Source organism: Pseudomonas lini, assembly GCF_001042905.1.
GTDB classification, from domain to species: domain Bacteria; phylum Pseudomonadota; class Gammaproteobacteria; order Pseudomonadales; family Pseudomonadaceae; genus Aquipseudomonas; species Aquipseudomonas lini.
Map to the genome: position 1 here is coordinate 93,887 of NZ_JYLB01000006.1, position 22,317 is coordinate 116,203.

The following is a 22,317-nucleotide window of genomic DNA, read 5'->3' on the forward strand; positions in this document are numbered from 1 at the left end:
TTACCCCACTTTCACCATGTGCGGTTGCGAGCTACTACGCTCGGCCGGCAGGTGGTCGAGATCACGGCTGACCAGCAGCAGGACTTCTGCCGAGGCGTCGGACACTTGCGCCTTGTAACCGGCGATGGAGCGGGCGAAGACGTTGTAGATGACCACCGCAGGAATCGCTGCAACCAGACCCAGCGCGGTTGCCAGCAGGGCTTCGGCGATGCCGGGAGCTACGACGGCGAGGTTGGTGGTCTGGGTTTTGGCGATGCCGATGAAGCTGTTCATGATGCCCCATACGGTGCCGAACAGACCGACGAACGGCGCGGTGGAACCGATGGTGGCAAGTACGCCGGTGCCGCTGCTCATGTTGCGACCGCAGGCAGCGACGAGGCGCTCCAGGCGGAAGCTCACGCGTTCCTTGATGCCTTCTTTCTCGCGGCTGTTGGCCGACAGGCGCATTTCTTCCAGCGCGTCATGGACCAGCAGGTTGGCGAGGGTGCCTTCCTTGGCCGCCGTAGCGCTGGCTTCCTTAAGGGTGGCGGCTTTTTTCAGGTGGGCGATTTCAACGCGCAGACGACGCTTGGCGCCTATCAGCTCGAAGCCCTTGGCGATCCAGATGGTCCAGGTGATGATCGAGGCGATGGCCAGGCCGATCATCACGATCTTCACGATGATGTCGGCGTTCTGGTACATGCCCCACGGCGACAGGTCATGGGCCATGCCCAGGGTGTTGTCGGCTTCGAGGACTTCCGGCACGTCAGCGGCGTCTACGGCCTGGACCGGATCGGTCGCGGCTGGGGTCACGGCAGGCGCGGCGGGTGTTTGAGCGGCGGCAGGCTGTGTGGCCGGCGCTTGTGCATCAGCGAAGGCGGCGGTCGGCGCCAGCATCAGGCTGAGCAGCAGGGCGGCCACCGCGCTCCAGGCGCGAGGTCGTTTGGTTGGCGAAGCGGGGAATTGATTGCGTGTCATGCTGGCCGGACCTGAAAGGAAAAGACGGTAAATGTTCTTCCAGGCCTCGTGAGGCCGAGAACAAAAGTGGCGTGCATTATTGCAAGTAATTCTTGTTAACAAAAGTAATAGAGTATCTTTTTTTCCTGCATTGCTAGCCGCGTGTCCTTTGTCGACGCTAGTCTGTAGCTTTCCGATAGGAGTTTTCTGATGTCCGCGCCTTCTGTTTTGATCGCCGGCTGCGGTGATGTCGGCAGTCGTCTGGCCACGCAATTGTTGAATTCGGGGTGGGAGGTTCACGGCTTGCGGCGTGACGTCTCACGCCTACCCCAAGGGGTGATTGGCGTTGCCGGTGACTTGTTCAATAAAGACTGCCCGGCGACCTGGCCAATCGGAGCGGTGGATTACCTGGTGTATTGCGCGGCGGCTACCGATCACGATGAGGCCGGATACCGAGCCGCTTATATTCAGGGTTTGCAGCACGTGCTGGAATGGCTGGGCGACTATGGGCAAGTGCCCAATCGACTGCTATTCGTTTCCAGCAGCAGCGTTTACGGCCAGCAAGAGGGCGAGTGGGTCGACGAGAACTCGCCGACCGTGGCAGCTGGCTATTCAGGGCGTGTGATGCTGGAGGCCGAGCAAGTGGCGCGTGATAGCGGCATCCCGGCGAGCATCGTGCGCTTGACCGGGATCTACGGTCCGGGCCGAGAGTTTCTGCTGACCCAGGTCCGTCGCGGTTATCGCGTGGCGATCGATCCACCGTTGTACGCCAACCGCATTCACGTCGACGACGCGGTGGGGTTGCTGGCATTCCTGCTTGAGGCGGATTGGCGTGGCGTGGCGCTGGATGATGTCTATATAGGCGTCGACGATGCGCCCGCGTCATTGGCTGAGGTGGTGGGCTGGTTGCGTGAGTATCTGGGCGTGACCGAATGGGCCGAGGATGCGAGTGTGCGTCGTGCCGGCAGCAAGCGCTGCAGCAATGCCCGGGCGAAGGCGTTGGGTTGGGTGCCGAAGTATCCGAGTTTCCGCGAAGGCTACGCTGCGATCCTCGAAGGCCGCTGATGATTTCCAGTCACCACAAACCAAATGTGGGAGCGGGCTTGCTCGCGAAGGGGTCATAACATTCAACATCATCGTTGACTGTTACACCGCTTTCGCGAGCAAGCCCGCTCCCACATGGATTCTGCGTTGGCCTTAGGGCCGGGTTACTGCTTTTCCAGCAACCACTTGCGATCACCCGGCGTAAACGAAGGCATCTCGTCCGCCAGTGCGGTATTCACGGTCTGGAAAATCTCCAGTTCCTTGCCCTTGCGCGCAAAGATCCAGGTATTGCCCTGGCCGTTCGCCTGCAGCCAGATGTTATCGTTGCCGCCGCTCATCGACGCGCAATCGCCCGCCAGGCACAGGGCATAACGATCCGCACCGGGCAGGCCGGCAACCTGGCCATCGGCCTGGAATTGCACGGTGTTGCCTTCGCCCGGGCCGCTGAGAATTTTCCAGCTGCCGCCCATATAGGCCGAATACAGTGCCCGCTCGAAACTCGCGCCAATCGGTGCGCCTTCCGGCACCGGGACCGCTGCACGGTCGAAGACTTGCTCCGGCTCGTTGTCGTTGGCGGCCTGGCTCAGTTGCTTGCCATCACGCTTCAGCTCGCTGGCGGAGCTGCCATAAAAGTCGACTTTCCAGGCGCCGGACTCTTCGCCCAGCAGCTTGCCTTCGACATTTTCAAAACCATTGGTGTAGCGGGCCTGGCCGGCCCTGGTGTTGACGTCCCATTCCAGATTCGGGCCATAGGCCTGGAGCGCTTCGCGCAGGGGGCCGCCTTTGGATGCAGCATCGATCGCCGACTGATTGATCCAGGTGCCGCTGATATCACGGTCGGCAGGGTCGCTGGCACAACCGCCCAAGAGAAGGGCGACCAGCGAGAGAGCTAGCGCTTGGCGCATGGTGGAATCCTTTCAGAACGAAATCGGCGCAACCTCTGGGGTTGCGCCGGACACATTACTCGATGACCAGAATGGCATCCATTTCAACCTGCGAACCCTTTGGCAGGGCTGCTACGCCGATGGCGGCGCGGGCTGGGTAAGGCTGGTCGAAGTACTTGCCCATGATCTCGTTGACCTTGGCGAAGTGGCTCAGATCGGTGAGGAAGATGTTCAGTTTGACGATGTCCTTAAACGAACCACCGGCCGCTTCAGCCACGGCTTTGAGGTTCTCGAACACCTGGACGGTCTGGGCTTCGAAGCCTTCGACCAGTTCCATGGTTTTTGGGTCCAGAGGAATCTGACCCGACATGTAAACGGTGTTGCCAGCCTTGATCGCCTGGGAGTAAGTACCGATGGCGGCCGGGGCCTTGTCGCTGTTGATAACGGTCTTGGTCATGTATGACTCCTTGTGAAGGGTGGGCTACGCGCGCATGCGGGTGATGCGAATCACCCCGGTCAAGGCGCGCAGTTTCTTGATCACGCGGGCCAGATGCACGCGGTCGTGCACACTGACCACCAGTTGGACCACGCTGATACGACCGTCGCGTTCGTCCATGCTGATTTTTTCGATATTGCCGTCGGCCGCGTTGACGCTGCTGGCCAGCAGGGCGATCAGGCCGCGCTGGTGTTCCAGTTCGACGCGCAGCTCGACGTTGAATTCGCCGGTGACATCCTTGGCCCACGAGAGCTGGATGCATTTTTCCGGGTTGTGGCGGATTTCGCTGATGTTGCGACAGTTGTCCAGGTGCACCACCATGCCTTTGCCGGCGGAGAGGTGCCCGACAATCGGGTCGCCCGGGATCGGCGTGCAGCACTTGGCGTAACTGAGCACCAGACCTTCGGTGCCGCGAATCGCCAGCGGACCTTCCGGGCTTGGCAATTGCTCGCCTTCGCCGAGCAGGCGGCGGGCGACCACGTAAGCCATGCGATTGCCCAGGCCGATGTCTTCGAGCAGGTCTTCGATGAGTTCGAGGCGGTATTCGTGGAGCATCAACTGCACGCGCTCGACCGGGACTTTTTCCAGGGAGCTGTCGAAACCGTTGAGTACCTTGTTCAGCAGGCGTTCGCCGAGGCTGATGGACTCGGAACGGCGTTGCAGTTTCAGCGCATGGCGGATGTGCGTCCGCGCTTTGCCGGTGACCACGAAGTTGAGCCAAGCCGGGTTCGGCCGCGCGCCCGGGGCGCTGACGATCTCGACCGTGGAGCCGCTTTGCAGCGGTTCTGACAGCGGCGCGAGACGACGATTGATCCGACAGGCGATGCAGCTGTTGCCCACGTCGGTGTGCACCGCATAAGCGAAGTCGACTGCCGTGGAGCCTTTGGGAAGCTCCATGATCCGGCCTTTGGGCGTGAACACGTAGACCTCGTCCGGGAACAGGTCAATCTTCACACTCTCGATGAATTCCAGCGAATTGCCGGCCCGTTGCTGCATTTCCAGCACGCCTTTGACCCACTGGCGGGCGCGGGCGTGAGTGCCTTTGGGCTGCTCGTCGCCGCTGGATTTGTACAGCCAATGGGCGGCGATGCCGTTGTTGGCCATCTCTTCCATTTCACGGGTGCGGATCTGGATCTCGATCGGTACGCCGTGCATGCCGAACAGCGTGGTGTGCAACGACTGATAGCCGTTGGCCTTGGGGATCGCGATGTAATCCTTGAAGCGCCCCGGCAACGGTTTGTACAAATTATGTACAGCGCCCAGCACGCGGTAGCAGGTATCGACCTTGTCGACGATGATCCGGAACGCGTAGACGTCCATGATCTCGTTGAAGGCCCGACGCTTGCCGCGCATTTTCTTGTAGATGCCGTAGAGGTGTTTCTGACGACCGCTGACCTCGCCCTGAATGCCGTCGATGGCCAGGCAGTGGCTGAGGGACTCTTCGATCTTGTTGACGATTTCCTTGCGGTTGCCCCGGGCGCGTTTGACCGCCTGGTTGATCCGCGCGGAACGCATCGGGTGCATCGCCTTGAAGCCGAGGTCTTCGAACTCTATGCGGATGGCGTGCATGCCCAGCCGGTTGGCGATGGGCGCATAGATTTCCAGGGTTTCCTTGGCGATCCGCCGGCGTTTTTCGCCGGACAGTACTTCCAGCGTGCGCATGTTGTGCAGGCGGTCGGCCAGCTTGACCAGGATCACGCGAATGTCGCGCGCCATGGCCATGGCCATTTTCTGGAAGTTTTCGGCTTGGGCTTCGGCTTTGGTCTCGAAGTTCATCTGGGTCAGTTTGCTGACCCCGTCGACCAGTTCGGCCACGGTTTCGCCGAACTGCGCTTGCAGCGCTTCCTTGGCAATACCGGTGTCTTCGATCACGTCATGCAGCATCGCAGCCATCAGGCTCTGATGGTCCATGTGCATGTCGGCAAGAATATTCGCAACCGCGAGTGGGTGCGTGACGTACGCCTCACCGCTGCGGCGGCGTTGGCCATCGTGGGCTTGTTCGGCGTAGAAGTACGCTCGGCGGACCAGATTGACCTGGTCCTTGCCGAGGTAGGTCGATAAGCGATCGGCGAGGGCGTCTATGCTCGGCATGATAATTCCTGCCGTTCGTTGTGACCCCGCGCCGTGCTACGTCGACCAGGCATGGACTTATACTGCCTCGTTGGACTCGTCCTCGAACGCTGCGAACAGCGGTTCGTCTTCGACGATTTCTGCGTTGGCGATGAACTCGTAGCTCATCAGGCCTTCGGCGATTTCACGCAGCGCTACAACAGTAGGCTTGTCGTTTTCCCACTGAACCAGGGGCTCTTTGCCGCCGGTGGCCAGTTGACGGGCACGCTTGGTGGACAGCATGACCAGTTCAAAACGGTTTTCCACGTGGTTCAGGCAGTCTTCAACGGTTACGCGGGCCATGGTATTCCTCGGAGCGAATGCAATATGCGCGCTGCCCGGGTGGGCGAGCGGACTCAACAGTTTAAAAAATCACCAGCGATTAGGGAAGCGCTGATTTTTTGACCAGGCTCTTCAACGCGCTATAAGTGCCAATGTAAAGCCCTTGCAGCGGTTTTGGGAAGCGCTGTTTAGCCGAGCAATTCAGCCAATAATTTGCCATGACGCTGCTGCTGACGCTTCTGATGCAGCTGATTGGCGCGGAAAATCGCCTGCAAATCGCGCAGCGCGTGGGCGAAATCGTCGTTGATGATCAGGTAGTCGTAGTCGACGTAGTGGCTCATTTCACTGACGGCTTCGCGCATCCGGCCTTCGATGATCTCGTCGCTGTCCTGGCCGCGATTGTTCAGGCGCTGACGCAAGGCTTCCAGGGACGGCGGCAGGATGAAGATCGAACGTGCTTGGGGCATCAATTTGCGCACTTGCTCGGCACCCTGCCAGTCAATTTCCAGAATCAGGTCGTGGCCTTCATCCAGGGTCTGCTGCAGGTGGCTTTGCGAGGTGCCATAGAGATTGCCGAACACTTCGGCGCGCTCGAGGAAATCCCCGTGCTCGATCATCTTCACGAACTCGCTGCGTTCGACGAAGTGATAGTTCACGCCGTTCACTTCACCGGGGCGCATGGCGCGGGTGGTGTGGGAGACCGAGACACGGATCTCCTGATCAGCGTCGGTCAGGGCCTTGACCAGACTGCTCTTGCCCGCGCCCGAAGGGGCGGAAATGATGTACAGGGTGCCGGTGCTGTGGGTCATGTCGGGTTTGCCTTACTCAATATTCTGCACTTGTTCGCGCATCTGCTCGATCAACACTTTGAGGTTGACCGCCGCTGTCGTGCTGCGCGGGTCGAAGGCTTTGGAGCCCAGTGTGTTGGCTTCGCGGTTGAGTTCCTGCATCAGGAAGTCGAGGCGCCGACCGGCAGCGCCGCCGGATTTGAGCACTCGGCGAACTTCGATGATGTGAGTGCTCAAGCGATCCAGTTCTTCGGCGACGTCGCTCTTTTGCGCGAGCATGACCATTTCCTGCTCCAGTCGCTGCGGGTCGAGGTCGGCCTTCATGTCGGTGAAGCGGTCGAGAACTTTCTGGCGTTGGGTGGCGAGCATCTGCGGGACCAGCTCACGCAGGATCACCACATCCCCTTCAATAGAGGTCAGGCGCTCGTTGATCAATCGCGCCAGCTCAGTGCCTTCGCGCTCGCGACCGGCCTTGAGTTCTTTCAGGCCCTGATGGAACAGCGCCAGGGCTTCGGCATTCAGCGCTTGCGGGTCGGCGGCATCGGCGACCAGCACGCCGGGCCAGGCCAGGACTTCCAGCGGGTTCAGTGCGGCCGGGTTCTTGATCAGACCGGCGACCGTCTCGGCGGCGGCGACCAGTTGCGCGGCGCGCTCGCGGTCCACTTGCAGCGGTTTGCCGGTGCTTTCTTCGGTAAAGCGCAGGGTGCATTCGAGCTTGCCCCGGGACAGTTCCTGACGCAGGCCTTCGCGGACCGCGCCTTCGAGGTCGCGGAAAGATTCCGGCAAACGCAGGTGGGGTTCCAGGTAGCGGCTGTTGACCGAGCGCAATTCCCAGCTCAGGGTGCCCTGGACGCCGGCTTTCTCGACGCGGGCGAAGGCGGTCATGCTGTGCACCATGGAGGTACCTCGCAATGCAGGTCGGCGCGTAACCCATGGTTCGCGGACCCGCTATCTGTGAATTAAAGCCGACAGGCAGCAAAGGCGCAGGATTGTAGCGCAGTGGGGCGGATGCGCCCAAACACACGCTGTGACAAAGAGCTGCAGGCCGTCGGCTAAGCTCTATTCAGGGGCTTCAATCGTCGGGCGATTTTTTTAGAAGTGCCCACACGCGGCCCACGGCTCTATAATGCTCGGCAGTTTTCCGTCCCCCGTACAGGTAATCCCTATGAAACGTCCAAGTGGTCGCGCTGCCGATCAGCTCCGCTCGATCCGCATTACCCGCAACTACACCAAACACGCCGAGGGTTCTGTACTGGTCGAGTTCGGTGATACCAAAGTCATCTGCACCGTCAGCGTCGAGAATGGCGTGCCACGTTTCCTGAAAGGTCAGGGCCAGGGTTGGTTGACCGCAGAATACGGCATGCTGCCGCGCGCCACTGGCGAACGTAACCAGCGTGAAGCGAGCCGCGGCAAGCAAGGCGGCCGTACTCTGGAAATCCAGCGTTTGATCGGCCGTTCCCTGCGCGCTGCGCTGGACATGTCCAAGCTGGGCGACGTCACCCTGTACGTCGACTGCGACGTGATCCAGGCTGACGGCGGCACCCGCACCGCGTCCATCACCGGTGCCATGGTTGCACTGATCGACGCCTTGAAAGTGATCAAGAAGCGCGGCGGCCTGAAAGGTGGCGACCCGCTCAAGCAAATGATCGCGGCCGTTTCGGTGGGCATGTACCAGGGCGAGCCTGTGCTTGACCTCGACTACCTGGAAGACTCGGCTGCCGAGACTGACCTCAACGTGGTGATGACCAGCACTGGCGGTTTCATCGAAGTTCAGGGCACTGCCGAAGGCGCGCCGTTCCAGCCGGAAGAGCTGAACGCGATGCTGGCGCTGGCGAAGAAAGGCATGAACGAGATTTTCGAACTGCAGAAGGCTGCACTGGCCGACTGATTGTTTTGACGCCCGGCAAGGAGAGCGCCATGAGTGATGAGCAGCAGTTGCTTCCCACCCCGAGTCCCGAGGCTCGCCAGTGGGCGATGTTTTGTCACCTCTCGGCGTTTCTCGGTGTCTGGTTTCCATTCGGTCACCTGATCGGGCCGCTGATACTCTGGCAGTGGAAGCGTGAAACCGATCCGTTCATCGACGCCCAAGGCAAGGAAGCACTGAACTTTCAGATCACCGTGGCCCTGGTCTCGGGCATCTGTTATCTGCTGATGCTGGTGTTGATTGGCTTTGCGCTGCTGCCGTTGGTGCTGATCGGGGCGATGGTGCTGTGCATCATTGCCGGGCTCAAGGCCAATGACGGGGTGCCTTATCGTTATCCCTTCACCTGGCGGTTGGTGACATAAGTACGCCGCTGATCCCCTGTGGGAGCGGCGGTGCGACGATTCGACTTGCTCGCGAATGCGGTGGGTCAGTCGATACTAATGTCGCCTGACACGACGCCTACGCGAGCAAGCTCGCTCCCGCATTAGAAAATCATTGCCCACAAAAAAGCCGACAGCGATGTCGGCTTTTTTGCATCTGCGAAAACACGCTTAGATAGTCAGCGTCCAGTCGTAGTCCACGATCAGCGGTGCATGCTGCGAGAACCGTGGCTGACGTGGCAGGCGTGCGCTGCGTACGAAGCGGCGCAGGCCCGGGGTCAGTATCTGGTAGTCGAAGCGCCAGCCCAGGTTAAGCATCTCGGCCTGTTCGTTGTCCGGCCACCAGCTGTACTGGTCGCCTTCACGGCTGACTTCGCGCAGGGCATCGACATAACCCATGTTGCCGACAATCTCGTCCATCCAGGCACGCTCAGGTGCCAGGAAGCCCGGAGATTGCTGGCTGTCGCGCCAGTTCTTGATATCCAGCTTCTGTTGCGCCACGTACAGCGAGCCACAATAAATGTACTCGCGACGTTTGCGTCGCTGTTTATCCAGATAACGGGCGAAGTCGTCCATTAGCTTGAACTTCTGGTTCAAGTCTTCATCGCCGTTCTGCCCCGAAGGGAGCAGCAAGGTCGCGATGCTGACCTTGTCGAAATCGGCTTGCAGGTAACGCCCGTAGCGGTCGGCCGTCTCGAAGCCGAGACCGCTGATGACTGCCTTCGGTTGCAACCGCGAGTACAAAGCCACGCCACCTTGGGCGGGAACTTCAGCTTCGCAGGCATAAAGGAAGTAGCCATCCAGTTGGAAGGCTGGATCGTCCAGTTCAAAGGCGGAGGCGCGGGTGTCCTGCAGGCAGATGACGTCGGCATTCTGTGCTTGCAGCCAACTGAGCAAACCACGCTCGACTGCAGCCTGAATACCATTGACGTTCACACTGATGATCCGCATAAGTGGCCCCAAAAATCGCGTGCGGGTATGATACACGGCGTCTACCTAATTAGCTAAATCCGTGGTATTTGGGGTTTTTTTCATGCAAGCGTATCAGCGCGACTTCATTCGTTTTGCCATTGATCGTGGCGTTTTGCGCTTCGGTGAGTTCACCCTGAAGTCCGGACGCACCAGTCCTTACTTCTTCAATGCCGGCCTGTTCAACTCGGGTTCCGCCCTGGCGCAGCTGGGTCGTTTCTATGCGGCAGCCATCGTCGAGAGCGGTATTTCGTTCGACGTGCTGTTCGGCCCGGCCTACAAAGGCATCCCGCTGGCGGCGACTACTGCCGTGGCGCTGGCCGAACATCATGGCCGTGATCTGCCATGGTGCTTCAACCGCAAGGAAGCCAAGGCCCACGGCGAAGGCGGCAGCCTGGTCGGCGCGCCATTGACCGGCGACGTGCTGATCATCGACGACGTGATCACCGCAGGCACCGCCATCCGGGAAGTGATGCAGATCATCGCTTCCCAGGACGGCGCCAAGGCCGCGGGCGTGTTGATCGCCCTGAACCGTCAGGAGCGTGGCAACGGCGAATTGTCGGCCATCCAGGAAGTGGAGCGTGACTTCGGCATCCCGGTGATCAGCATTGTTTCGCTGAATCAGGTGCTCGAGTTCCTGGCGGATGACCCGCAGCTCAAGCAACACCTGCCGGCAGTTGAAGCCTACCGCGCCCAATTCGGCGTCTAAAGAAAAGGCCCTGTGAGAACAGGGCCTTATTTTGTGAGTGCTGGTGTCCGGGAGGCTGTTACTCCCGTAGGTGCAAGGCGCGTAACAAGGCATCAATTTGCCCGAAGGCGTCCTGTTGCCACTGATCCGGTGTGCGATCACCGAGGATTTGGCTGTCTTCGACGAAACGTCTTACTGAGGTCGGGCCGTAGCCCTCGGCGATATCAAACTTTTCGCAGATGAACTGAAAACCCTGTTCGCCACTTCCCATTTCAAGTACTGGCCGACACTCTTCTGCGAGCGCGTCTATACCTCCGGGATAATTACGAACGCAATAGTAGATGTCGTACGCGTCCTTCTGTTTATGTCTTCCATTCAGGGCGTATCCCTTCATCGCAAGTAGTGCGGGGATCGAGCATACAGCGACCTCGACACGATTAGTGCCGCCCGTAGGCATTGGGCCCTCAATTGCAACCATCTGATAAAAACGCATGGCCAAGTCGGCGCCGTCTGCGCGTTGAACTGCAAAGTCGTTGAGAATGGGCGGCTTATTTTGGATGATTTCGGCGTCGCGCGGCATTAAGAAGTCCACGATCACATCTATAGCCGCTCCACCATCCTGCACGGGAACCTGGCGAACGAGTTGGAATCGCCGAAGTTCCCCTCTTTGCTCATACCCATTACCCATCAGTGCCTCGATCAATGTCGCGTACTCACCATCACCGAGAGCCTCTGCGTCCAGGCTCAAATCGACATCAAGGGTCCCAACATGTTGCATATCGTCATTCGCAAGTAGAAGCCACGGCACCGCTCCACCGATCACTGCAAACTTGCCTCTGAAGGAACCAAGAATTTGACCCATTTCGACTAGTACCGCCTTCACTGCAGTTGTCGTTCTGTTGTCATAATCCGAAGCAGATTGAGGCTCTTGAGGTACTAACGGGGCCATGTCAGTTTTTCCTGGCGTAGATACTCGGCGGCTTCCTTTCCGCGTTCTCCTGCAACCGATAGGTCCAGATAGGTCTGAACTGGACTGGTGCATATGACGCCCGGAGCGGCTTCAGTGGTGTCCAATAGAAGTCCTTCGTCCTTGGGTAAAGTGATCACTACGTTTTCTCCCTTTGATGCGGGAACTAGTTGTAATGCCTTGACCAATTTTTCCAGACCTTCAATGTCCGTATAGAAGTAATTTGTGCTGACTCGAGCATAGGGAGCGAGCCATTGGGCGGCAGAAAATGAGGAAAAAAGCGCGTGTCCGTTGCTTCTTTCGCTGATCGCGTTCCGTGCCGCATTTTCCAATGCGCTGCCATGTAAGGTGGTATAGAACTTTTTACGGTCCCCTGATGGAAGCTCATACGCTTCGACCCATGCATCCAAAAGGGATTGAGGATCGGATAAACATACTCCCTCATTTGTGGCTCGTGCCCATTCTCGATTCAGCAGCGCTGTGCGGACATTACTGACTTGACCCAGACTCGCTCTGGCAGCTTCGGAGAGTTCCATCACCCGCCAGGCACGGTCCGGTTCCCGAAGCATCATACGAATGATTTGAGCTGACTTTGGTTTGAAGAGAGACTTCAGTTCCCTATTCTCCGAGGGCGGCTTGTCAGTAACTTGATGGTCAATGAATACACCATCGAACGAAATCCAGGAATTACCTTCCAGGTCCAGATATCCGACACCTTTTTCCCGACACGCTTGTCTGGCAGCGGGCGAAAGATAAGGTGCGACTACGATAGGTGTAACATCTATGCCCCGCTCGTTTACATAGTCGCGAAGCTGAAGTATGGCTGCGTTGATGAATCTGGGCTGGCCACTTGCTTTCACCTCGCAGACCAGAGAGTGCGATTTCCCTGATGTGTTTATGTCGACAATGAAGTCGGGAGTCCAGGCTTTTGAAAGCGGGGCAGATTTCAGGCTTTTAATCTCGAGTATCGGTACCTTGCTCAGGAGGTTGTGCAGCGCCTCTCTTGAGTGTATTTCGAGCTCTTTCATTGATTTGACCTTTTTCAACGAATGCTGAAAATAGCCATTTTGCTGAAAATAGTCGAGGGCTTTCACCGAATAAGCTTATTTCAACAGTTGTTGAAATTGGATAGGTACTGAAAATATGGAAACTGACCTACTGCTAGCCCAGCTTCCGCCATTTGTCGATGAGCCGCGCAGTCAGCCATCCATTGAGCAGCGCAAATACCAACAGCACCCAGACGACCATCACGTAAAGGGTACGATCCACGTCAAAATCCCACAGATCCAACCTGCTGCCACGAATGATGCTAATGGCGGCCGGTAGGTTGACGTAAAAAAGTGCCATGAAGGCGCTTGTCAGGGGTAGGGCGCAACCGAGTAAAGCACCAAAAACCTTTCCTCGGCTGCGTTTTCTCGCCTGCGGACCTGATTGTTTTTCATCCAGTTCCAGCGCTTCATGCAGCCTGGGCCACGCCAGGTTGAACATGAAAGTGGTCAGGGTCAGCAGCAGGCCGCTGACCGCGACGATGTCACTGAACGGCATTCAGGCCAAGCGTCCGGCACAACAGGTCGTGAGAGTCTTCACTGATTTCGAACAGCCCGGCGCTGCCTTTGCGTTTGGTGATGGGTTTGAAGGTCGGCTCGTTCTGGGTGATCAGCATGTTCAATTCATCACGAATGACGTCGGAGCTGATGACCACCAGGTAAACCGTCTGCGCATGGTCTGCGGTTTCGATGACGGCCCGCATGCTGTTCTGCAGGATGTCGTCGAGTTGATTGCGAAACCGAGAGACCGTGTTCTTCAGGAGCGTTTTGCTTTGGCTCTGGGTCAGTTGGAAGATCGTTGATATCTGCGATTCGGTCGGCAGCGTTTGCCCGAAGTAACTCTGAATCAGATACAGCAGACGATCCTGTTTCGCCTCATCGGCCCTGCTTGGCATGCCGCCTTCGACCAGCATTTTCAGGTATTCGGTCAGGCTCGCCTTGGCTATTCGCTGTAGGGCATGAGCGATTTCGTGGTCGGAAATCCTCAGCGTCTTTTTGACCGGTTCCTTTTGTTCCAGGTCGAAGGCCTGGGCGTCGATCGTGAACGAGATCTGCATGGCTCAGTCCTCCAGGATTATTTTTTGCTGGTGCTGCTGAGCGTCTCGGCCTTTTTGATCCCGACGGGTTTATTGGTTTTCTCTGGGTACGGATCAATAGCCGCATCGCCCTGACCGGTAAGAATTTTCCAGCCATGACGGGTGTGTGGTGTTTTCCGGAGTTGCGGGCACGGCGGCATCGAGGTCTTGGCCTGATTCGAGTACTCATGACCGCAATCGACGCAGGCATAGGTGCCAGGTGCAACATCGCTGCCGTATGGAACATAGTCTTTTTGCATGGATAGATCTCCTGTGGGCTCAGGGAAGATCCTATGCAGATTGCTTACTTCGCGATGTCAGACGTTTCGCTTAGTCAGGTCAGGCATTTCCTGCGCGCATAAAAAAGATCGCAGACTTCGTCAGCTCCTACAGGGTTTTCGTACATCCGAAAATCCGCTGTTGTAGGAGCTGCCGAAGGCTGCGATCTTTTTAAGGTTTGAATCAGTGACGCTTGCGATTGCTGATCAAAGTGCCCACACCGGTATCGGTGAAGATTTCCAGCAGAATCGCGTTCGGCACCCGACCATCAATGATCAACGAGCTACCCACGCCGCCCTGTACCGCTTCCAGCGCGCACCGAATCTTCGGCAGCATGCCGCCGTAGATAGTGCCGTCGGCGATCAGGTCGTCGACCTGTTGAGTCGTCAGGCCGGTCAGAACCGTGCCCGACTTATCCATCAGGCCGGCGATGTTGGTCAGCAGCATCAGCTTTTCAGCCTTTAGTGCCTCGGCCACTTTACCGGCCACCAGATCGGCGTTGATGTTGTACGACTCGCCGTTGGCACCGACGCCGATTGGCGCGATCACCGGAATGAAATCGCCTTTGACCAGCAGGTTCAGCAGGTCGGTGTTGATGCCGACCACTTCGCCCACCTGGCCGATATCGATGATTTCCGGCTGAGTCATTTCCGGTGTCTGACGGGTAACAGTGAGCTTTTTCGCACGAATCAGCTCGGCGTCTTTACCGGTCAGGCCGATGGCGCTGCCGCCATGACGGTTGATCAGGTTGACGATGTCCTTGTTGACCTGTCCGCCGAGGACCATTTCCACCACGTCCATGGTCTGCGCGTCAGTCACGCGCATGCCATCGATGAAGTGGCTCTCGATCGACAGGCGCTTGAGCAGGTCGCCGATTTGCGGGCCGCCACCATGAACCACCACCGGGTTAATGCCCACGGCTTTCATCAGCACGATATCGCGGGCGAAGCCGGTTTTCAGCTCCTCGCTTTCCATCGCGTTGCCGCCGTATTTGATCACCAGCGTCTTTCCGACATAGCGGCGAATGTAAGGCAGCGCTTCGGACAGGACCTTGGCGGTGTTGGCGGCGGCTTCGCGTTCGAGGGTCATTCAGGGCTCCGGGTGCTTCAGAAGATCAAAACGGTAATTGGAGATCAGGGGCAACGCGTTTCAGCTGGACGTGGAACACATCCTTGATGCGCTGCAATTCAGCCTCGTCATCGGCCTCGAAGCGCAGCACCAGCACCGGTGTGGTGTTGGAGGCGCGAACCAGGCCCCAGCCTTTGGCATAGTCGACTCGCACGCCGTCAATGGTGGTCAGGTCGGCGCCTTCACCCCATTGCGCATCGTGCAGTGCATCAATGATGCTGAATTTGCTCTCTTCGGTCACATGGATATTGATCTCTGGCGTAGAAATATCGTTCGGGAAGGTTGCGAACAGCTCTTCCGCGGTGGATTTTTCCTTGCTCAGGATCTCCAGCAGCCGCGCGGCGCTGTAAATACCGTCGTCGAAACCGAACCAGCGCTCCTTGAAGAAGATGTGCCCGCTCATTTCGCCGGCCAACAGGGCGCCGGATTGTTTCATTTTCTTTTTGATCAGCGAGTGACCGGTCTTCCACATCAGCGGCCGACCGCCGTATTCCTTGATCAGCGGGATCAGGCGACGGGTGCATTTGACGTCGAAGATGATTTCCGCGTTCGGGTTGCGCGCCACGACGTCGCGGGCGAACAGCATCAACAGGCGATCAGGGAAAACGATGCTGCCGGTATTGGTAACAACGCCTACACGGTCGCCGTCGCCGTCGAAAGCCAGGCCCAGGTCGGCGTTGGTTTCCTTGACCTTGGCGATCAGGTCCACCAGGTTTTCAGGCTTGCCCGGGTCCGGGTGGTGGTTCGGGAAGTTGCCATCGACTTCGCAGAACAGCGGGATGACTTCGCAGTTCAGGGCTTCGATCAGCTGCGGCGCGATCACGCCAGCCGCGCCGTTACCGCAATCGACCACCACTTTCAGACGGCGGGCCAGTTTGATGTCCTGGACGATTTCGGTGTTGTAACGGTCGAGGATTTCGACCTGGGTGATGCTGCCCTTGCCGCTGCTCAGGTTGTTGGTCTTGAGGCGGTCGTGCAGGGCCTGGATCTGTTCGTTGGCCAAAGTGTCGCCAGCGATGACGATTTTGAAGCCGTTGTAGTTCGACGGGTTGTGGCTGCCGGTGAGCATCACGCCGGATTTGCCAGCCAGTACGTTGGCGGCGTAGTACAGCGCTGGGGTTGGCACCAGGCCGACGTCGCTGACGTGGCAACCGCTGTCGGCCAGGCCCTGGATCAGTTGCTCGACCAGTTCCGGGCCGGACAGGCGACCGTCGCGGCCGACGGACACGTTGGGTTCGTTCTGGGCCAGGCTCTGGGAGCCGATGGCGCGACCAAGCCAATAAGCGGTTTCAGCGTTCAAGAATTCCGGGACGGTGCCGCGAATATCGTAGGCGCGGAAGATGCTGTCGGGGAACTTGGGTGCGACTTGGGCTGGGGTGCTCATCTGTAGGAATGCTCCATCTTGAAAGTGGCTGGACCTGCCGGCGAAAAACTCGTCGGCAGGCGCAAACTGAAGGGTATGACGGTGTTTTCCACCGAGAGTTCGTGGTGTGAAAAGGCCATGCCATCAACATCGACGAGCAATTGGCCGGCCAATGCCTTGATTTCCAGTGGTAAACCTTCCAGATGACGTCTTTGCAATTTTCATCCTTAAAATGCAGAGGGCAGGTCTGGCCGGGTAGGGCTCCCAGCCTGAATGCCGATGATCAGTGGCTACCCGAATGGCCGAACCCGCCAGTGCCGCGCTGGGTTTCGACGAACTCTTCGACCATTTCAAAATGCGCTTGAACCACTGGTACCAGCACCAATTGGGCCAGGCGTTCGCCTACCACCATGTTGAAATCGGTCTGGCCACGGTTCCAGCACGACACCATCAGCGGGCCCTGGTAATCGGAGTCGATCAAGCCGACCAGGTTGCCGAGCACGATGCCGTGTTTATGGCCCAGGCCGGAGCGCGGCAGAATCAGCGCGGCTAAACCTGGATCGCCAATGTAGACGGACAGGCCGGTCGGAATCAGCAGGGTTTCGCCCGGCTTGATGACGGTGTCTTTTTCCAGCATGGCGCGCAGGTCGAGGCCGGCGGAGCCTGGCGTGGCGTACTGCGGCAGCGGAAATTCGGTACCAATGCGGGGGTCGAGGATCTTGGCTTGCAAAGCGTGCATGTAAATTAAACCTGGTTCAGACGTTCGGCGATAAAAGTGATCAGCTGGCGAGCGATTTTGCTCTTGCTGGTCTGGGCGAAGAGTGTGGCGTGCAGCTCACGGTCGATCACGCTGCAGGCGTTTTCTTCGCTGTTGAAGCCAATACTCGGGTTCGCGACGTCGTTGGCGACGATCAGATCGAGGTTTTTGTCTTTCAACTTGCGGGCAGCGTAATCGAGCAGATGTTCGGTTTCGGCAGCGAAGCCGACACTGAACGGACGGTCGGGACGGGTGGCGATGGTTGCCAGGATGTCCGGGTTGCGGACCATCTGTAGCAATAAGCCGTCGCCGTTCGTAGGATCTTTCTTGAGTTTCTGTGGGGCGACGACTTCCGGACGGTAGTCCGCGACCGCGGCAGAGGCGATGAACAGGTCGCAAGGGATCGCCGCTTCACACGCAGCGAGCATGTCGCGGGCGCTCACCACATCGATGCGCGTGACACGATCCGGGGTCGGCAGGTGCACGGGACCTGTGATCAGGGTCACGCGGGCGCCAGCTTCTACCGCGGCTTCGGCCAGGGCAAAGCCCATTTTTCCGGAGCTGTGGTTGGTGATGTAGCGCACCGGGTCGATGTTTTCCTGGGTCGGACCAGCGGTGATCAGCACATGTTTGCCGGTCAGCGCCTGGCGCTGGAAGCAGTCTGCCGCGCACTGGGCGAGGTCGGTGGCTTCGAGCATGCGACCCATGCCGACGTCGCCGCAGGCCTGGCTGCCGGAGGCTGGGCCGAAGACCTTGAGGTCGCGGCTTTCGAGGGTTTGCAGGTTGGCCTGGGTCGCCGGGTCGCGCCACATGGCCTGGTTCATCGCCGGGGCAACCGCGACCACGGCGTCGGTGGCCAGCACCAGCGTGGTCAGCAGGTCGTCGGCAATGCCTTGGGCCAGGCGGGCGATCAGGTCCGCGGTGGCGGGAGCGATCAGCACCAGGTCGGCCCATTTGGCCAGCTCGATGTGGCCCATCGCGGCTTCGGCCGCCGGGTCCAGCAAATCGAGATGGACCGGATGCCCGGACAACGCCTGCATGGTCAGCGGGGTAATGAATTCGCTACCACCACGGGTCATGACCACGCGCACTTCGGCGCCCTGGTCGATCAGGCGGCGAACCAGCTCGGCGCTCTTGTAGGCAGCAATGCCGCCGCCGACGCCCAGAACGATGCGTTTCCGATACAGCCGCTGCATAGGTCTGCCTTTCATTTCGTTGATGACTGCTTGGCGATACCCCCTCCCCAGGGATGAATTCGCCAGCAAAAAAGATGGGCTACGATATCACAGCGACCGCTATGGAACAGCGGCGCCCACATTCCAGGGAGGTGCTATGAGTATTCGCGATTGGCCGGTGGCCGAGCGGCCACGGGAGAGGTTACTTGAGTTGGGTTCGGGGAGTCTTTCGGACGCCGAACTGCTAGCGATTTTTTTAAGGACCGGCGTGTCGGGTAAAAGCGCAGTTGATCTGGCGCGACACCTGCTGAATCAGTTTGGCAGCCTGCGCTCACTGCTAGAGGCCGATCAGGCTGCGTTCAGCAGGCAATTGGGGCTTGGGCCAGCGAAGTTCGCTCAGTTGCAAGCGGCACAGGAAATGGGCAGAAGGCATTTGGCCGAACGTGCACGCCAAAAATCGGCACTGGAAAATCCGCAGGCGGTTCGTGATTACCTGAAATCGATGCTGCGCCACGAGCCTCACGAGGTGTTTGGGTGTCTGTTTTTGGATTCCAAGCATCAAGTGCTGACCTTCGAGGTGCTCTTTCGCGGCTCCATCGACAACACCAGTGTCTATCCGAGACAAGTGGTTAAACGCGCGTTGGCCCACAACGCCGCCGCGTTGATCCTCTGCCACAACCATCCGTCGGGTAATGCCAGCCCCAGTCAAGCCGACCGCACGCTGACCAAGCGTCTGCAAGAGGCGCTGGACCTGATCGACGTGCGGGTGCTGGACCATTTCATCATCGGGGACGGCGATCCGCTGTCCATGGCCGAGTATGGGTGGATGTGAACGAGGGATTCGAAGCTAAGTGAGTCCCTGTGGGAGCGGTCCTGTGGCGAGGGGGCTTGCCCCCGTTTGAGTGCGTAGCACTCACAAGATTTTTGGTGCATCAGAGATTTGGGGGCTGCTTCGCAGCCCAACGGGGGCAAGCCCCCTCGCCACAAAAGCCCGCTCCCACAGGTTGTGTGTTGGTGCTTATGGCTTGAGGACTACCTTGGAGTAGTCCTGGCGACCAAACGGGCTGACTGCATAACCCTCGACGTCTTTGCGCGTCAGCGCAAACGCCGTCGGGTGAGCCAGTGGCAGCCACAACGCCTGTTGCTGGATCTGCGCCTGGGCCTGTTCGTAGAGCTTGGTGCGTACACCTTGCTCACCAGTGGTCTTGCCGGCGCTGATCAGTTTGTCCAGGTCCGGGTTGCAGTAGCGGGCGAAGTTGGTGCCGGATTTGACCCCCGCGCAGGAAAACTGCGGCGTGAGGAAGTTGTCCGGGTCGCCGTTGTCGCCGGCCCAGCCCATGAACAGCAGGTCGTGCTCGCCGGCCTTGGCGCGGCGAATCAGCTCGCCCCATTCGATCACGCGAATCTCGGCCTGAATGCCGATTTCCGCAAGGTCGGATTGCAGCATTTGCGCGCTGAGGCTTGGGTTCGGGTTTAGCAGACTGCCGGAAGGGCGGGTCCAGATGGTGGTCTGGAAACCATTCTTGAACCCGGCCTTGGTCATGAGTGCCTTGGCCTTTTCGATGTCATGCGGGTAGCCCGGCAAGCCTTTGGCGTAGCTCCAAGTGTTAGGTGGGTACGGGCCGTTGGCGGGTTCGGCGGTGTCTTCGAACACGGCTTTGACGTAGTTGGCCTTGTCGAACGCGAGATTGATCGCCTGGCGTACTTCAGGTTTATCCAGCGGCGGATGTTGGCTGTTGATGCCAACGAAGGCGGTCATGAAGGCGTCAGTCTTTTCGACTTTCAGGGTCGGCTCTTTCAGCGCGGCCTGTACGTCCAGCGGCTTGGGCGATAGGGCGATCTGGCACTCGTTGCGGCGCAATTTCTGCAGGCGCACGTTGGCATCGGGGGTGATGGCGAAGATCAGCGGGTCTACCGATGGCTTGCCGCGGAAGTAGTCGCGGTTGGCCTTGTAGCGAATCGAGGCATCTTTCTGGAAGCGCGAGAAGATGAACGGGCCGCTGCCGATCGGCTGGTTGTTGAGTTTTTCCGGAGTGCCGGCCTTCATGAGTTGGTCGGCGTATTCGGCCGAATAGATCGAGGCGAAACCCATGCTCAGGGTGGGCAGGAAAGTCGAGTCCGGGTGATCGAGGGTGAAGCGGATGGTAAGCGGGTCCAGTGCGTCGATCTTCTTGATCAGCGCCGGTAACTGCATCGACTGGGCGTGCGGGAAGCCGCTCTGGGCGACTTTGTGCCACGGGTTCGCCGGGTCGAGCATGCGGTCGAAGCTGAACTTCACGTCTTCGGCGGTCAGGTCGCGCGTCGGGTTGAAGTATTCGGTACTGTGGAATTTCACCTGTGGGTGCAATTTGAAGACGTAGGTCAGGCCATCGGGTGTGACTTCCCAGCTGTCCGCCAGGCTGGCGACCACTTTGCCGCTGGCCGTGTCGAAGTCCACCAGGCGGTCCATCAGCACGTCGGCCGAGGCGTTGGTGGTGGTCAGCGAGTTGTATTGCACCACGTCGAACCCTTCCGGGCTGGCTTCGGTGCAGACGCTCAGGGCGGCAGCCATAGCCTGTGGGCTCAGTAGAAGCGGGGCGAGCAGCAGCGGTAGGGCAGCGAGGCGCATGGTCGGATTCCTTTACAGATCGAAGGCCCATCTGCAAGTGCAGTCTGGAAAAGGCTTACCCTAGTAGGCTCTTTTGCAAATGACTATCCCCTTTTTCGTTTTAAGGGGACTATGGGCGCTTGTTTCCGTGATGCGGGCCGAGGAAAACCCGGAATCGGTCGGTTGGCCGATTCTCTGCGACGAGCGGTCTTCATTGACCACAGCCTTTATCCAAGGCGCCCGCCGCCCGAAAAATGGGGAATTTATCGAGTCCGCGCACACGGAATGTTGTTGCTCTCCAGTCTTTCTGGTATAAAGCAGCGCTCTTTTCTAGGGGCCCGGTTCCTTCACTGTAGGTGTAGCCGGTAAGACCTCTAAAGAAACGCGGCGCCTGGCGCCAAATGACTGAGAGATTAAGCGGCCAACCCATGCCGGGTTGGGCATGTGGTTTTAGAGGGCTGAGGCATGTCGAGAGTATGTCAAGTTACCGGTAAGGGTCCGGTGACTGGGAATAACATTTCCCACGCAAACAACAAAACCCGTCGTCGTTTCCTGCCGAACCTGCAGCATCACCGCTTCTGGGTTGAAGAAGAGAAACGTTTCGTGCGTCTGCGCGTATCTGCCAAAGGCATGCGTATCATCGACAAGCGTGGCATCACTGTCGTGCTGGCCGAAATCCGCAAAGCTGGCAAGATCTAAGGGAGCTAATCATGCGTGAATTGATTCGTTTGATTTCGAGCGCCGGTACTGGTCACTTCTACACTACCGACAAGAACAAGCGCACTACTCCGGACAAAATCGAGATCAAGAAATTTGATCCGGTTGTTCGTAAGCACGTGATCTACAAAGAAGGCAAAATCAAGTAATTGATTTTTCCCTCTTACGAAAAAGGCCCGTATCGCGAGATATGGGCCTTTTTTGTTGCCTGTCTATTTTGTATTGCCTGGACCGGCCTCTTCGCGAGCAAGCCCGCTCCCACATTGGATTTGTGAACGACGCAGATCAAATGTGGGAGCGGGCTTGCTCGCGAAGGGGCCGGCCGGGGCAGCACAAGTTCTCAGGCCTTCTGTCAAACACCACATAGATCTTGCGGCACGGCTCCAGCACTTCCCAGGTGCCTTTGAAACCGGCCGGAATCACGAAGCGATCGCCCACACGCAGGGTCTTGGCGTTGCCATCGCCGTCGCGCAGCACTGAAACCCCTTGGACGATTTCGCAGTATTCGTGCTCGGTGTAGTTCACTAGCCACTGGCCGACTTCGCCTTCCCAGACACCTGCACTCATCTGGCCGCACGGGCTGTTGTAGTGGTTGTACACCGCTTGCTCGGGGTCGCCCTTGAGGACTTTTGCCGGGTCGGGCCGATAACGATCGGGCTGGGTGTTGGCCTGGCTGAAATCGACGATATCCTGAATGCTCATGCTGGTATTCCCCCGTGATT

Annotated in this window: 26 protein-coding genes and 1 pseudogene; 7 read left to right on the forward strand and 20 right to left on the reverse strand. The window is 58.6% G+C overall.

Annotation, left to right across the window (positions count from 1 at the left end; genetic code table 11):
- Window positions 1–957, reverse strand: a complete 957-nt coding sequence (gene exbB / locus TU81_RS18580) for a tonB-system energizer ExbB (RefSeq protein ID WP_038980720.1) — start codon at window positions 955–957, stop codon at window positions 1–3.
- Window positions 958–1,146: 189 nt separating this feature from the next.
- Between exbB and TU81_RS18585 the strand changes: the two genes are divergently transcribed.
- Window positions 1,147–2,001, forward strand: coding sequence for an SDR family oxidoreductase (locus TU81_RS18585; RefSeq protein ID WP_048396254.1), 855 nt, complete (start codon window positions 1,147–1,149; stop codon window positions 1,999–2,001).
- 143 nt (window positions 2,002–2,144) lie between these two features.
- Here TU81_RS18585 and TU81_RS18590 read toward each other — a convergent pair whose 3' ends face one another.
- From TU81_RS18590 to TU81_RS18615, 6 genes are all read right to left on the reverse strand, one after another.
- Window positions 2,145–2,885: a hypothetical protein gene (locus TU81_RS18590; protein ID WP_048396255.1), complete on the reverse strand. Its 741-nt coding sequence runs from the start codon at window positions 2,883–2,885 to the stop codon at window positions 2,145–2,147.
- Window positions 2,886–2,940: 55 nt separating this feature from the next.
- On the reverse strand, window positions 2,941–3,321 hold the full coding sequence (locus TU81_RS18595) for a RidA family protein (RefSeq protein ID WP_003177257.1): 381 nt from the start codon (window positions 3,319–3,321) through the stop codon (window positions 2,941–2,943).
- A gap of 24 nt (window positions 3,322–3,345) precedes the next feature.
- Window positions 3,346–5,451 carry a bifunctional GTP diphosphokinase/guanosine-3',5'-bis pyrophosphate 3'-pyrophosphohydrolase gene (gene spoT / locus TU81_RS18600; protein WP_038980727.1) on the reverse strand — a complete coding sequence of 702 codons (2,106 nt, stop codon included), beginning with the start codon at window positions 5,449–5,451 and terminating at the stop codon, window positions 3,346–3,348.
- 57 nt (window positions 5,452–5,508) lie between these two features.
- On the reverse strand, window positions 5,509–5,772 hold the full coding sequence (gene rpoZ, locus TU81_RS18605) for a DNA-directed RNA polymerase subunit omega (RefSeq protein WP_007894670.1): 264 nt from the start codon (window positions 5,770–5,772) through the stop codon (window positions 5,509–5,511).
- A 167-nt stretch (window positions 5,773–5,939) separates the two neighbouring features.
- Window positions 5,940–6,560, reverse strand: coding sequence for a guanylate kinase (gene gmk, locus TU81_RS18610; RefSeq protein ID WP_048396256.1), 621 nt, complete (start codon window positions 6,558–6,560; stop codon window positions 5,940–5,942).
- 12 nt (window positions 6,561–6,572) lie between these two features.
- Window positions 6,573–7,436 carry a YicC/YloC family endoribonuclease gene (locus tag TU81_RS18615; RefSeq protein WP_048396257.1) on the reverse strand — a complete coding sequence of 288 codons (864 nt, stop codon included), beginning with the start codon at window positions 7,434–7,436 and terminating at the stop codon, window positions 6,573–6,575.
- 268 nt (window positions 7,437–7,704) lie between these two features.
- Between TU81_RS18615 and rph the strand changes: the two genes are divergently transcribed.
- A complete protein-coding gene (gene rph / locus TU81_RS18620) occupies window positions 7,705–8,427 on the forward strand; it encodes a ribonuclease PH (RefSeq protein ID WP_030132447.1) in 723 nt (240 codons plus the stop codon).
- Window positions 8,428–8,456: 29 nt separating this feature from the next.
- The gene (locus TU81_RS18625; protein WP_048396258.1) at window positions 8,457–8,825 is read left to right on the forward strand and encodes a DUF4870 domain-containing protein; all 369 of its coding nucleotides are present in this window, start codon (window positions 8,457–8,459) and stop codon (window positions 8,823–8,825) included.
- Window positions 8,826–9,014: 189 nt separating this feature from the next.
- Here the strand turns inward: TU81_RS18625 and TU81_RS18630 are convergent, their stop codons facing one another.
- On the reverse strand, window positions 9,015–9,794 hold the full coding sequence (locus TU81_RS18630; RefSeq protein ID WP_008030595.1) for an exodeoxyribonuclease III: 780 nt from the start codon (window positions 9,792–9,794) through the stop codon (window positions 9,015–9,017).
- 82 nt (window positions 9,795–9,876) lie between these two features.
- Between TU81_RS18630 and pyrE the strand changes: the two genes are divergently transcribed.
- Window positions 9,877–10,521, forward strand: coding sequence for an orotate phosphoribosyltransferase (gene pyrE, locus TU81_RS18635; RefSeq protein WP_007894680.1), 645 nt, complete (start codon window positions 9,877–9,879; stop codon window positions 10,519–10,521).
- 58 nt (window positions 10,522–10,579) lie between these two features.
- Here the strand turns inward: pyrE and TU81_RS18640 are convergent, their stop codons facing one another.
- From TU81_RS18640 to coaBC, 10 genes and pseudogenes are all read right to left on the reverse strand, one after another.
- Window positions 10,580–11,449: a hypothetical protein gene (locus tag TU81_RS18640; protein WP_048396259.1), complete on the reverse strand. Its 870-nt coding sequence runs from the start codon at window positions 11,447–11,449 to the stop codon at window positions 10,580–10,582.
- Window positions 11,437–12,561 carry a type IV toxin-antitoxin system AbiEi family antitoxin gene (locus TU81_RS18645; protein ID WP_231983811.1) on the reverse strand — a complete coding sequence of 375 codons (1,125 nt, stop codon included), beginning with the start codon at window positions 12,559–12,561 and terminating at the stop codon, window positions 11,437–11,439. The genes TU81_RS18640 and TU81_RS18645 overlap by 13 nt, the downstream gene beginning before the upstream one ends.
- A 67-nt stretch (window positions 12,562–12,628) precedes the next feature.
- The gene (locus TU81_RS18650; RefSeq protein WP_048396260.1) at window positions 12,629–13,012 is read right to left on the reverse strand and encodes a hypothetical protein; all 384 of its coding nucleotides are present in this window, start codon (window positions 13,010–13,012) and stop codon (window positions 12,629–12,631) included.
- Window positions 12,999–13,571, reverse strand: coding sequence for a hypothetical protein (locus TU81_RS18655; RefSeq protein WP_038980739.1), 573 nt, complete (start codon window positions 13,569–13,571; stop codon window positions 12,999–13,001). The genes TU81_RS18650 and TU81_RS18655 overlap by 14 nt, the downstream gene beginning before the upstream one ends.
- A gap of 17 nt (window positions 13,572–13,588) precedes the next feature.
- On the reverse strand, window positions 13,589–13,849 hold the full coding sequence (locus TU81_RS18660; RefSeq protein ID WP_048396261.1) for a zinc ribbon-containing protein: 261 nt from the start codon (window positions 13,847–13,849) through the stop codon (window positions 13,589–13,591).
- A gap of 202 nt (window positions 13,850–14,051) precedes the next feature.
- On the reverse strand, window positions 14,052–14,957 hold the full coding sequence (gene argB / locus TU81_RS18665) for an acetylglutamate kinase (protein WP_008007602.1): 906 nt from the start codon (window positions 14,955–14,957) through the stop codon (window positions 14,052–14,054).
- A 25-nt stretch (window positions 14,958–14,982) separates the two neighbouring features.
- Window positions 14,983–16,359 (reverse strand): annotated as a pseudogene (locus tag TU81_RS18670) (phosphomannomutase/phosphoglucomutase); the annotation flags it as partial.
- Between the two features lie 17 nt (window positions 16,360–16,376).
- Window positions 16,377–16,577 (reverse strand): hypothetical protein, encoded by a 201-nt coding sequence (locus TU81_RS18675; RefSeq protein ID WP_048396263.1) that lies wholly within the window; start codon window positions 16,575–16,577, stop codon window positions 16,377–16,379.
- Window positions 16,578–16,642: 65 nt separating this feature from the next.
- Window positions 16,643–17,098: a dUTP diphosphatase gene (dut, locus tag TU81_RS18680; protein WP_007894692.1), complete on the reverse strand. Its 456-nt coding sequence runs from the start codon at window positions 17,096–17,098 to the stop codon at window positions 16,643–16,645.
- Window positions 17,099–17,103: 5 nt separating this feature from the next.
- On the reverse strand, window positions 17,104–18,312 hold the full coding sequence (gene coaBC, locus TU81_RS18685; protein WP_007894693.1) for a bifunctional phosphopantothenoylcysteine decarboxylase/phosphopantothenate--cysteine ligase CoaBC: 1,209 nt from the start codon (window positions 18,310–18,312) through the stop codon (window positions 17,104–17,106).
- 136 nt (window positions 18,313–18,448) lie between these two features.
- Here coaBC and radC point away from each other — a divergent pair, with 136 nt between their 5' ends.
- Window positions 18,449–19,123, forward strand: coding sequence for a RadC family protein (gene radC / locus TU81_RS18690; protein ID WP_048396264.1), 675 nt, complete (start codon window positions 18,449–18,451; stop codon window positions 19,121–19,123).
- Window positions 19,124–19,309: 186 nt separating this feature from the next.
- Here the strand turns inward: radC and TU81_RS18695 are convergent, their stop codons facing one another.
- Window positions 19,310–20,899, reverse strand: coding sequence for an ABC transporter substrate-binding protein (locus TU81_RS18695; RefSeq protein WP_048396265.1), 1,590 nt, complete (start codon window positions 20,897–20,899; stop codon window positions 19,310–19,312).
- A gap of 444 nt (window positions 20,900–21,343) precedes the next feature.
- On the opposite strand from TU81_RS18695, the gene rpmB reads away from it, so the two are divergent.
- Together rpmB and rpmG are read left to right on the forward strand one after the other, a co-directional pair.
- On the forward strand, window positions 21,344–21,577 hold the full coding sequence (rpmB, locus tag TU81_RS18700; RefSeq protein ID WP_007894701.1) for a 50S ribosomal protein L28: 234 nt from the start codon (window positions 21,344–21,346) through the stop codon (window positions 21,575–21,577).
- A gap of 11 nt (window positions 21,578–21,588) precedes the next feature.
- Entirely contained in the window at window positions 21,589–21,744 is a 156-nt protein-coding gene (rpmG, locus tag TU81_RS18705) for a 50S ribosomal protein L33 (RefSeq protein WP_007894709.1), read from the forward strand.
- A 136-nt stretch (window positions 21,745–21,880) separates the two neighbouring features.
- Here rpmG and TU81_RS18710 read toward each other — a convergent pair whose 3' ends face one another.
- Window positions 21,881–22,297 (reverse strand): cupin domain-containing protein, encoded by a 417-nt coding sequence (locus tag TU81_RS18710; RefSeq protein WP_048396266.1) that lies wholly within the window; start codon window positions 22,295–22,297, stop codon window positions 21,881–21,883.
- Between the last annotated feature and the right edge of the window lie 20 nt (window positions 22,298–22,317).

Bases quoted from the DNA above. Each gene is read 5' to 3' on its own strand.
- gmk (WP_048396256.1), bottom strand. From the start codon at position 6,560: ATGACCCACAGCACCGGCACCCTGTACATCATTTCCGCCCCTTCGGGC.
- TU81_RS18585 (WP_048396254.1), top strand. From the start codon at position 1,147: ATGTCCGCGCCTTCTGTTTTGATCGCCGGCTGCGGTGATGTCGGCAGT.
- spoT (WP_038980727.1), bottom strand. From the start codon at position 5,451: ATGCCGAGCATAGACGCCCTCGCCGATCGCTTATCGACCTACCTCGGC.
- TU81_RS18650 (WP_048396260.1), bottom strand. From the start codon at position 13,012: ATGCCGTTCAGTGACATCGTCGCGGTCAGCGGCCTGCTGCTGACCCTG.
- TU81_RS18655 (WP_038980739.1), bottom strand. From the start codon at position 13,571: ATGCAGATCTCGTTCACGATCGACGCCCAGGCCTTCGACCTGGAACAA.
- radC (WP_048396264.1), top strand. From the start codon at position 18,449: ATGAGTATTCGCGATTGGCCGGTGGCCGAGCGGCCACGGGAGAGGTTA.
- TU81_RS18695 (WP_048396265.1), bottom strand. From the start codon at position 20,899: ATGCGCCTCGCTGCCCTACCGCTGCTGCTCGCCCCGCTTCTACTGAGC.
- TU81_RS18625 (WP_048396258.1), top strand. From the start codon at position 8,457: ATGAGTGATGAGCAGCAGTTGCTTCCCACCCCGAGTCCCGAGGCTCGC.
- rpoZ (WP_007894670.1), bottom strand. From the start codon at position 5,772: ATGGCCCGCGTAACCGTTGAAGACTGCCTGAACCACGTGGAAAACCGT.
- TU81_RS18630 (WP_008030595.1), bottom strand. From the start codon at position 9,794: ATGCGGATCATCAGTGTGAACGTCAATGGTATTCAGGCTGCAGTCGAG.
- TU81_RS18660 (WP_048396261.1), bottom strand. From the start codon at position 13,849: ATGCAAAAAGACTATGTTCCATACGGCAGCGATGTTGCACCTGGCACC.
- TU81_RS18615 (WP_048396257.1), bottom strand. From the start codon at position 7,436: ATGGTGCACAGCATGACCGCCTTCGCCCGCGTCGAGAAAGCCGGCGTC.
- TU81_RS18710 (WP_048396266.1), bottom strand. From the start codon at position 22,297: ATGAGCATTCAGGATATCGTCGATTTCAGCCAGGCCAACACCCAGCCC.
- dut (WP_007894692.1), bottom strand. From the start codon at position 17,098: ATGCACGCTTTGCAAGCCAAGATCCTCGACCCCCGCATTGGTACCGAA.
- TU81_RS18640 (WP_048396259.1), bottom strand. From the start codon at position 11,449: ATGGCCCCGTTAGTACCTCAAGAGCCTCAATCTGCTTCGGATTATGAC.
- argB (WP_008007602.1), bottom strand. From the start codon at position 14,957: ATGACCCTCGAACGCGAAGCCGCCGCCAACACCGCCAAGGTCCTGTCC.
- rpmG (WP_007894709.1), top strand. From the start codon at position 21,589: ATGCGTGAATTGATTCGTTTGATTTCGAGCGCCGGTACTGGTCACTTC.
- exbB (WP_038980720.1), bottom strand. From the start codon at position 957: ATGACACGCAATCAATTCCCCGCTTCGCCAACCAAACGACCTCGCGCC.
- TU81_RS18590 (WP_048396255.1), bottom strand. From the start codon at position 2,885: ATGCGCCAAGCGCTAGCTCTCTCGCTGGTCGCCCTTCTCTTGGGCGGT.
- rph (WP_030132447.1), top strand. From the start codon at position 7,705: ATGAAACGTCCAAGTGGTCGCGCTGCCGATCAGCTCCGCTCGATCCGC.
- rpmB (WP_007894701.1), top strand. From the start codon at position 21,344: ATGTCGAGAGTATGTCAAGTTACCGGTAAGGGTCCGGTGACTGGGAAT.
- coaBC (WP_007894693.1), bottom strand. From the start codon at position 18,312: ATGCAGCGGCTGTATCGGAAACGCATCGTTCTGGGCGTCGGCGGCGGC.
- TU81_RS18595 (WP_003177257.1), bottom strand. From the start codon at position 3,321: ATGACCAAGACCGTTATCAACAGCGACAAGGCCCCGGCCGCCATCGGT.
- pyrE (WP_007894680.1), top strand. From the start codon at position 9,877: ATGCAAGCGTATCAGCGCGACTTCATTCGTTTTGCCATTGATCGTGGC.